Annotated in this window: 3 protein-coding genes; 1 reads left to right on the forward strand and 2 read right to left on the reverse strand. The window is 68.9% G+C overall.

The window, feature by feature from the left end:
• The coding region (locus Q0672_RS11265; protein ID WP_367179958.1) for an AAA family ATPase at positions 1–2,658 on the forward strand (2,658 nt) is incomplete at its 5' end.
• A 21-nt stretch (positions 2,659–2,679) separates the two neighbouring features.
• On the opposite strand, the gene Q0672_RS11270 is transcribed toward Q0672_RS11265, so the two are convergent.
• The gene (locus Q0672_RS11270; RefSeq protein ID WP_298622238.1) at positions 2,680–4,209 is read right to left on the reverse strand and encodes an efflux transporter outer membrane subunit; all 1,530 of its coding nucleotides are present in this window, start codon (positions 4,207–4,209) and stop codon (positions 2,680–2,682) included.
• Between the two features lie 2 nt (positions 4,210–4,211).
• On the reverse strand, positions 4,212–7,319 hold the full coding sequence (locus tag Q0672_RS11275) for a multidrug efflux RND transporter permease subunit (RefSeq protein WP_298622240.1): 3,108 nt from the start codon (positions 7,317–7,319) through the stop codon (positions 4,212–4,214).
• Between the last annotated feature and the right edge of the window lie 908 nt (positions 7,320–8,227).

Below are 8,227 nucleotides of genomic sequence, written 5' to 3' on the forward strand. Positions count from 1 at the left end.
TCAGCTTCCGAAGACAACTCCCTCCGCCTGTGGGATGCCACCACCGGACGGGAGCGCGCTCGGCTCGAAGGGCATCAGGGCCCCGTCGGGAGCGTCGCCTTCAGCCCGGATGGCAAGACCCTCGCTTCCGCATCCACCGACGGCTCCGTCCGCCTGTGGGATGCTGCCACCCACCAGGAGGCGGGCATCCTGGTGGCAAGCGACCACGGCACCTGGGTAAGCTGCCGGACCGCCGCCCAGCCCTGCTGGCGGCTGGACGACGGCCGCCTGATCAAGCTGCAGGATGCGAACAAGCAGCTTGTACCGCTGACGCCAGCCGGCGACGCGCAAGCGCTGTCGATCCACGTCGATTCGACCACGCCGATCGACGGCCTTGCCGGCAGTGTGCTGCGGCTGGCGGTGAGGGTAAGGAACACGGGCACCGGCCGGGCCTTCTTGCTGAGCCTGACGCCGGCAGCCGGCGCCGATCGGCACGGCTGGCGCCTGGCGCCAGACACCCTGCCGTTTCTGGACCCAGGGCAGGAGGCCGTGCTGGAAGGGCAGCTCCACCTCCACGCCGACAATACCAATCCAGGGCCACAGATGCGCCAGATCGCCCTGGCCCTCCACCAGGCCTATGGCCCGCCGATAGTCCTGCCCAGCGTGCCGGTCAACATCCAGGCTCCTACGCTGCGGGTTCAGGATGCGCGCTGGCTCAAGACCGGGGACACCCAGGCCATCGTGGTCAATCTGGAGAACACCGGCGCGCCGCTCGCCAAGGCCGTGTTCCGCCTTGCTGGCGACGGGCTGGGGGACGTGGCCCCGGCCGAGCTACCGCCCGACGGCCTGCCGACCGGGCAGGTGCGCAGCCTGAGCTTTGGCCTCTCCCCCGACGCCAAACCCCAGGCCCTCAAGGCGCGCCTGGCCGGGATGAGCCTGGGGGACGAAAAGAGCGGGAGCTTCCCGCTGTATGACTGGGCTTTCGCGGATGTGGCGGTGAGCCCGCCGGGCATTCCGTGGCTGCTTTATGGCGCGGGGTTCAGCCTGCTGCTGCTTGGCATCGGCTATCAGTGGGTCTTTCGCCATCCGCTGGTGCTCCGGCTGACGGCGGCGCCGACGGCGCTGACGGAACTCGACCCCGGCGAACTGGCCGGCGCCGGCAAGGCGCTGGCGCGGGCCGGCAAGCTCGGCCCAATCCTGCAGGCCAACCAGGCCCACGAAAGCTGGCTGGCCATTGCCGACCGGGCAAGCAACGCCGCGCCGGAAGCCCGTGTCGCCGCCCTGACCGAACGCCTGCAACTGACGGCCAGGGCCGTCAAGTCAGCGCAGCCCCTGTGGGAGATCGAGCTGGGCGATGATTTCCCCCTCAATCTGCCGCGCCTGCGCATCTGCGCGCCGGACGCCGACAGCGCCGCCGCCGACGTGCTCAACCGGCTGGGCACGCCGAGCGAGGTCACGCTGATCGTCGGCAGCTCGCCAGAGCAGCGTCAGGCATTCCACCGGCTGGCCCAGCAACGGGGCGGCTTGCTGGTGGCCCCGGAGGGCAAGGCCTTGACCGCCATGCTGCTGGCCACCGACCCGATGGACGCGCTGGCCCGGTTGATTGCCGCCCACGTTCCGGTTACGCAGATTTCGCCCTATCAGACGGGGGCCGGCGTGCACAAGCAGAGCCTGTTCTTCGGGCGCGGCGCGCTGCTCGCCCAGATCGTCGGCCGGGAGCCGGCCAACTATCTGGTGGTGGGCGGCCGGCAAGTGGGCAAATCCAGCCTATTGAAACAGGTCGAGCGCCTGTGCGCGAACAAACCCGAGGGCCGCTGCCATTACCTCACCCTCAGCAGCGAGGACGGCCTGCGCGCCATCGTCGAGGCCCTTGGCCTGCCCGCCGATGCCACGCTGGACGATGTGCTGGACGATCTGGGCCGCCGAGCCGAACACACCCTGCTGCTCATCGACGAAGCCGATGGCTTTGTTGAGGCAGAGCGGAAGAACGGCTATGCAACCCTGCAGAAACTGCGTGCCTTGAGCGAAACCGGGCAGGCCCACTTCATTCTGGCCGGCTTCTGGGCCCTGTACCGGCAGGCCGCCCTGGATTACCAGTCTCCGCTCAAGAACTTCGGCACCGTGCTGACCGTGGGAGAACTGGAACAAGATGCCTGCCGCAAATTGGCCACCGAGCCGATGGCGCGGGTGGGAATCTCGTGGGAATCCGAAGCGCTTGTCGAGCGACTGATCACGGAAACCGGCCGGCGGGCGAACCTCATCAGCATTGCCTGCGACGCGGCCTTGCGCGATCTGGCGAATACCGAAAGGGTGATCCGGGCCGCCCATCTCGACAACGCCCTGAATGGCAACGCGATACGCACCGCCATGCTGGGATGGAACGACCTGAGCGGCGTAAAGGCCGAATCGCGGCAAGACCAAATAACGGTTTACGCCAGCATCGGCCTTGATCGCTTCACCCTAACCGATCTGCTCAAGCTTCTGGACGGCCACGGTCACCACCCCGGCGCGGAGGCTGTTCAGGCATCCCTGGACAGGCTGGAGCTTGCCTTTGTGCTGGCCAGGGAGCAAAACCGCTACCACTACCAGGTTCCCCTGCAGCGGAACCTGATCCTGATGGACGACGTGGCTTGGCTGTTGAAGGAGGCATTGCGGGGGGCTTCAAGCAGCGACACCTGAAACCTCGCGAAGCCTTGCCCCTTAACGCCCAGCCGAAGCCGCCACCCCGCCCCCCGCGTTCTTCGCCAGCAGCACCGCGGCCACCAGGCGACGGGCGGCGAGGTCGTTGGCGGTGCGGCGGGCGGCGAGATGGGTGGCCTGGGCGGTGACGACGTTGAGATAGCTCACGGTGCCGGCGCGGTACTGGTTCTCGGCGATGGTCTCGGCTTCGGCGGCGGCGGCCACGGCGGCAGCCTGTTCAACTGCAGCGGCTTCCAGGTAGCGGGCGGCGGCGAGGTTGTCCTCGACCTCCTGGAAGGCCACCAGCACGGTCTGGCGGTAGGTGGCGACGGCCTGTTCCCAGCTGGCCTGGGCCTGACCGACGGCGGCCTTCTTGGCGCCGGCGTCGAAGATCGTCGCGGCCAGCGTGGGGCCGAGGGACCAATATCGGCTGGGCGCGGTGATGAGATCGGCGATGTCGGAGCGGCGGAAGCCCGCCGACGCGGTGAGGCCCAGCACCGGAAAACGCGCGGCCTGGGCGGCGCCGATGGCGGCATTGGCGGCAGCGACGCGGCGTTCGGCCGCGGCGATGTCGGGGCGGCGCTCCAGCAGGGTCGAAGGCAGCGTGACTGGCACGATGGCCGTGGGCAGCGGGCCATCCACCTGGGCGATGGCGAAATCCGCCGGGGCCTTGCCCACCAGCACCGCGATGGCGTGTTCAAACTGGCTGCGCGACAGGGCCGCGTCCAGCGCCGAGGCGCGGGCGCTGCGGAGCGTGCTTTCGGCCTGGGCCACGTCGGCCTTGCCCGCCACGCCGGCGGCGTAGCGGTTCTGGGTGAGCTTGAGGGAGCGCTCGTAGGCCACCACCGCCGCATCGAGGAGCTGCTTCTGGCGGTCCGCCGCGCGTAGCTGGAAGTAGCTCTGGGCGAGGCTGGCGTGGGCCGACAGGCGCGCGGCGGCGAGGTCGGCCTCGCTGGCGGTGGCGCGCAGGTCGGCGGCCTCGACGTTGCGGGCGATGCGGCCCCACACGTCGGCCTCCCAGCTGGCGGTGGCGCCAAGGTTGAAGCTGTTGCGGGGCGGCGCGCTGCCGGCGGCGTCGGTGGCCGCCGAGGTGGCCGAGCGGGTCGCGCCGGCGGTGGCGTTGATGGTCGGGAACCAGCTCGCCCGGGCGGCATCGGCCAGCGCCTGGGCCTGGCGGAACTGGGCCTCAAACGCGCGCAGGTTCTGATTGGAGACCTCCACCTGGGCCTGCAGCGCATCGAGCACCGGATCGCCGAAGGCGGTCCACCAGGTGTCGCCGCTGGCCGGGCTCTGGGGCGTGGCGGGCTTCCAGTCGCCGGCTTCCTTGAAGGCGGCGGGGGTGTCGACGGTCGGGCGGACATAGTCGGGGCCGATGGTGCAGGCCGACAGGCACAGCGTAGCAGCGATAGCCAGCGCCTTCTGTAGGTTGACCTGTAGGTCGGACTTCAGTCCGACAACACCGCCTGATCGACCCGCGCATGTCGGACTGAAGTCCGACCTACAGGTTGACCTGCCGGGGCTGGGGGGACATTCGACAACCAGGTGTTTCATGTTCAGCGTGCTCCATCCAGCGCGGGCTGTGCCACGGCGTCGGTTTCGTATTTTTTCGTTCCCCGGGCAAACCGGCTCAGCGCCACGAACACCACCGGCGTGGTGTATAGCGTGAGGATCTGGCTGAGGATCAGGCCGCCGACGATGGCGATGCCCAGCGGCTGACGCAGCTCGGCGCCATCGCCCGCGCCGATGGCCAGCGGGATCGCCCCGAACAGCGCGGCCAGGGTGGTCATCAGGATCGGCCGGAAGCGCAGCACGCAGGCCCGGTGGATGGCGTCGCGGGCGCTGGCGCCTTCGCGGCGCATAAGCTCGATGGCCACGTCGATCATCATGATGGCGTTCTTCTTGACGATGCCGATGAGCAGGATCACCCCGATCATCGCGATGAGACTGAACTCCATGTCCACCGCCAACAGCGCCAGCAGCGCGCCCACGCCGGCCGAGGGTAGCGTGGAGAGGATGGTGATCGGGTGGATCAGGCTCTCGTACAGGATGCCCAGCACGATGTAGATGGTGACGAGGGCGGCAAGGATCAGCAGCGGCTGGGTGCTCATGGATTTCTGGAAGGCGCCGGCCGAGCCCTCGAAGCTGGTGCGGATGCCCACCGGAACGCCGATCCTGGCCAGCGCGTCGTTGATCGCCGCTGTGGCGGTGCCGATGGAGCCGCCCTCGGGCAGCGAGAAGCTGATCGTCGAGGCCGCCGAGCCGCCCTGGTGATTGACCGACAGGGGCGCCAGCGTGGTCTCGAAGCGGGCGATGGCCGACAGGGGCACCAGCCCGCCGGTGGGCGACACCAGCGTGAGCCGGGCGAGGGAATCCGGCCCCTGCAGGTAGCTCGGCATGGCCTCCATCACCACCCGGTACTGGTTGAGCGGGTTGTAGATGGTGGACACCTGACGCTGGCCGTAGGCGTTGTTGAGCGCCGTGGTGACGGCGCGCATGGTCAGCCCCTGGCGGGCGACGGCGTCCCGGTCGATGACCACGCTGGTCTGGGGGCCGGCGTCCTGCTGGTCTGTGGACACATCCACGATCTCGTCGAGCCGGCTCATGGCGTTGCGGATGCGCGGCTCCCAGATGCGCAGTTCGTCGAGGCTGTCGGATTGCAGGGTGAATTGATAGGCCGAGTTGCTGGAGCGCCCGCCGATCCGGATGTCCTGCACCGGGCTCAGGTACAGGTTGGCGCCGGGCACCTTGGCGAGCTTCTTGCGCAGCCGGCCCACCACCGCGTCGGCCGACTCCTTGCGCTCGCCGATGGGCTTGAGGGAGATGAACATCGACCCGTAGTTGCGCTGGCTGCCACCGGTGAAGCCGGTGACCGTATCCACCGCCGGATCGGCACCGACGATGGTGAGGAAGCTGTCCATCTTGGCCTTCATGGCCTGGAAGGAGATCGCCTGGTCGGCCTCGACGAAGCCCCGCAGGCGGCCGGTGTCCTGTTGCGGGAAGAAGCCCTTGGGAATGGTGTTGTACAGATGCACGTTGAAGCCGATGGTGGCCGCCAGCACCAGCAGCACCGGCCAGCGGTGATCCAGCGCCCAGCCCAGAGTGCGCCGGTAGCCGGCCACCAGCGTGTCGAGCACGCCGCCGGCGAGCCTGTCGAAACGGCTGCGGGGCGCGTCCTCGGCCGGGCGCGCGCGCAGCAGCCGGGCGCACATCATCGGCGTAGCGGTGAGCGACACCACCATCGACACCAGGATCGCCGCCGACAGCGTCACCGCGAACTCCCGGAACAGCCGCCCCACCAGCCCGCCCATGGCAAGGATGGGGATGAAGGCGGCGATCAGCGACAGGCTCATGGACACCACCGTGAAGCCGATCTCCCGCGCACCCTTGAGCGCCGCCCGACGCGGCGACATGCCCTCGTCCACGTGGCGGGCGATGTTCTCCAGCACCACGATGGCGTCGTCCACCACGAAGCCGGTGGCGATGGTGAGCGCCATCAGCGAAAGGTTGTCGAGGCTGTAGCCGGCCAGGTACATCACCGCGAAGGTGCCGATCAGCGACACCGGCACCACCACGCTGGGGATCACCGTGGCGCGGGCGCTGCGCAGGAAGAGGAAGACCACCATCACCACCAGCGCCACCGAGATCGCCAGGGTGCGCTCCACCTCCTTCAGCGAGCCGCGGATGGTGGGCGTGCGGTCCATCACCACGGTGAGGTCGATGGCCGGCGAGATGCTGGCCGACAGGCGCGGCAGCAGCTCATTGACCCGATCCACCGTCTCGATGATGTTGGCGCCGGGCTGGCGGTTGATCATCAAGAGCACCGCCGGGCGGCCGTTGGCGTAGCCGTAGTTGCGGTCGTTCTCGACCCCGTCGCGCACCCGCGCCACGTCGGCAAGGCGCACCGCGGCGCCGTTCTTCCACGACACGATGAGGGGTTTGTAGTCGTCGGCGGTGCGGGCCTGGTCGTTGGCGCCCACCTGCCAGGCGTGGGCCTCGTCCTCCAGCACGCCCTTGGGCCGGTTGGCGTTGGCACCGACGATGGCCGTGCGCACGTCGTCCAGGTTGATCCCGTTGGCAGCGAGGCGGTCCGGGTCGAGCTCGACGCGCACCGCCGGCAGCGAGCTGCCACCGATGCTCACCTGCCCGACGCCATCCACCTGAGCGAGGCGCTGGGCCAGCACGGTGGACGCCGCATCGTAGAGCTGCCCTTGGGACATGGTGGCCGAGGTGAGCGCCAGGATGATGATCGGCGTGTCGGCCGGGTTCACCTTGCGATAGGTGGGGTTGCTGGGCAGGCTGGTGGGCAGCTGGCTGCGCGCGGCGTTGATGGCGGCCTGCACCTCGCGGGCGGCGCCGTCGATGCTGCGGGAGAGGTCGAACTGCAGCGTCACCCGGGTGGAGCCAAGGGTGCTGGTGGACGTCATCTCCGTCACCCCGGCGATCTGCCCGAAGATCCGCTCCAGCGGCCCGGCCACGGTGGACGCCATCACCTCCGGACTCGCCCCGGGCAGGCTGGCAGAGACGGAGATGGTGGGGTATTCCACCTGCGGCAGCGGCGCCACGGGCAGCAGCCGGAAGGCGATCAAGCCCGCCAGCGCAATGGCCAGCGTGAGCAGCGTGGTGGCGACGGGGCGGAAGATGAAAAGGCGGGAGAGGTTCATGGGGTGGTCCCCATTGTTGCCCCCCGGCGGGTCGGCCCGCTGACCTGTAGGTCAAACTGTAGGTCGGACTTCAGTCCGACACACCGCGCCATCCCCCACGACGGATGTCGGACTGAAGTCCGACCTACAGGGAGTGCCTTCGGTTGGCAGGGATTGGCCTCGGGTGGTCGACGGCTGCCGGCTGACGTTTGTCTGTGATACCTGGCCGAGCAGGGATTGGCCGGGACGCGTTCCACGGCCGGGTTTGCACACCCGGCCGGCTCCAGCGGCGCGGAGCAATGCTCCGCGAAACCCCGCTTCCGCCCCGGCGGGCGCCCTACTTTCTTGCGTCGCCAAGAAAGTAGGCAAAGAAGGCGACCCGGCCAGACCGGTCGTCCGCTTGCGCGGACGACTTCCCTGCGCTGCTCGCAACAGGCGGCCGGCGCGGAACTCGCCGGCTGAGCCGGCTCAGACAGCCGCGCCGGAAGGCCCCGCCCGTTGCTGTGCTGCTCGGCGGTCTGGAACGGGCTTTTACCGGGCACCGCGCCTCTACGGGTGCCATCGTTGCCGTTAAACGCGCGAGAGGCTCTCGGCAACCGGCAAGAAACCCAACCGGGGTTGAATCCCGACAACCGTTTCAGCAAAGGCTCGGTGATTCCAAAAAGCCCGTCTGAACCGCCGAGCAGCGCAGCAGCAAGGAAGTCTCTCGAAGGACGACTTAACACCCCACACTCGAAACCGTCCCCCGCTCCATCAGCAAGGCTCGGTGCCCGATGAAAGCCCGTCTGAGCCGCCGAGCAGCGCAGCAACGGGCGGGGCTTTCCGGCGCAGCTGTCTGAGCCCGAAGGGCGAGTTCTGCGCCGGCCGCCTGTTGCGAGCAGCGCAGGGGAGTCATTCGCGCAGCGAATGACCGGTGAAGCCGGGTCGCC

This window comes from uncultured Zoogloea sp. (genome assembly GCF_937894855.1).
Classification (GTDB): Bacteria; Pseudomonadota; Gammaproteobacteria; order Burkholderiales; family Rhodocyclaceae; genus Zoogloea; species Zoogloea oryzae.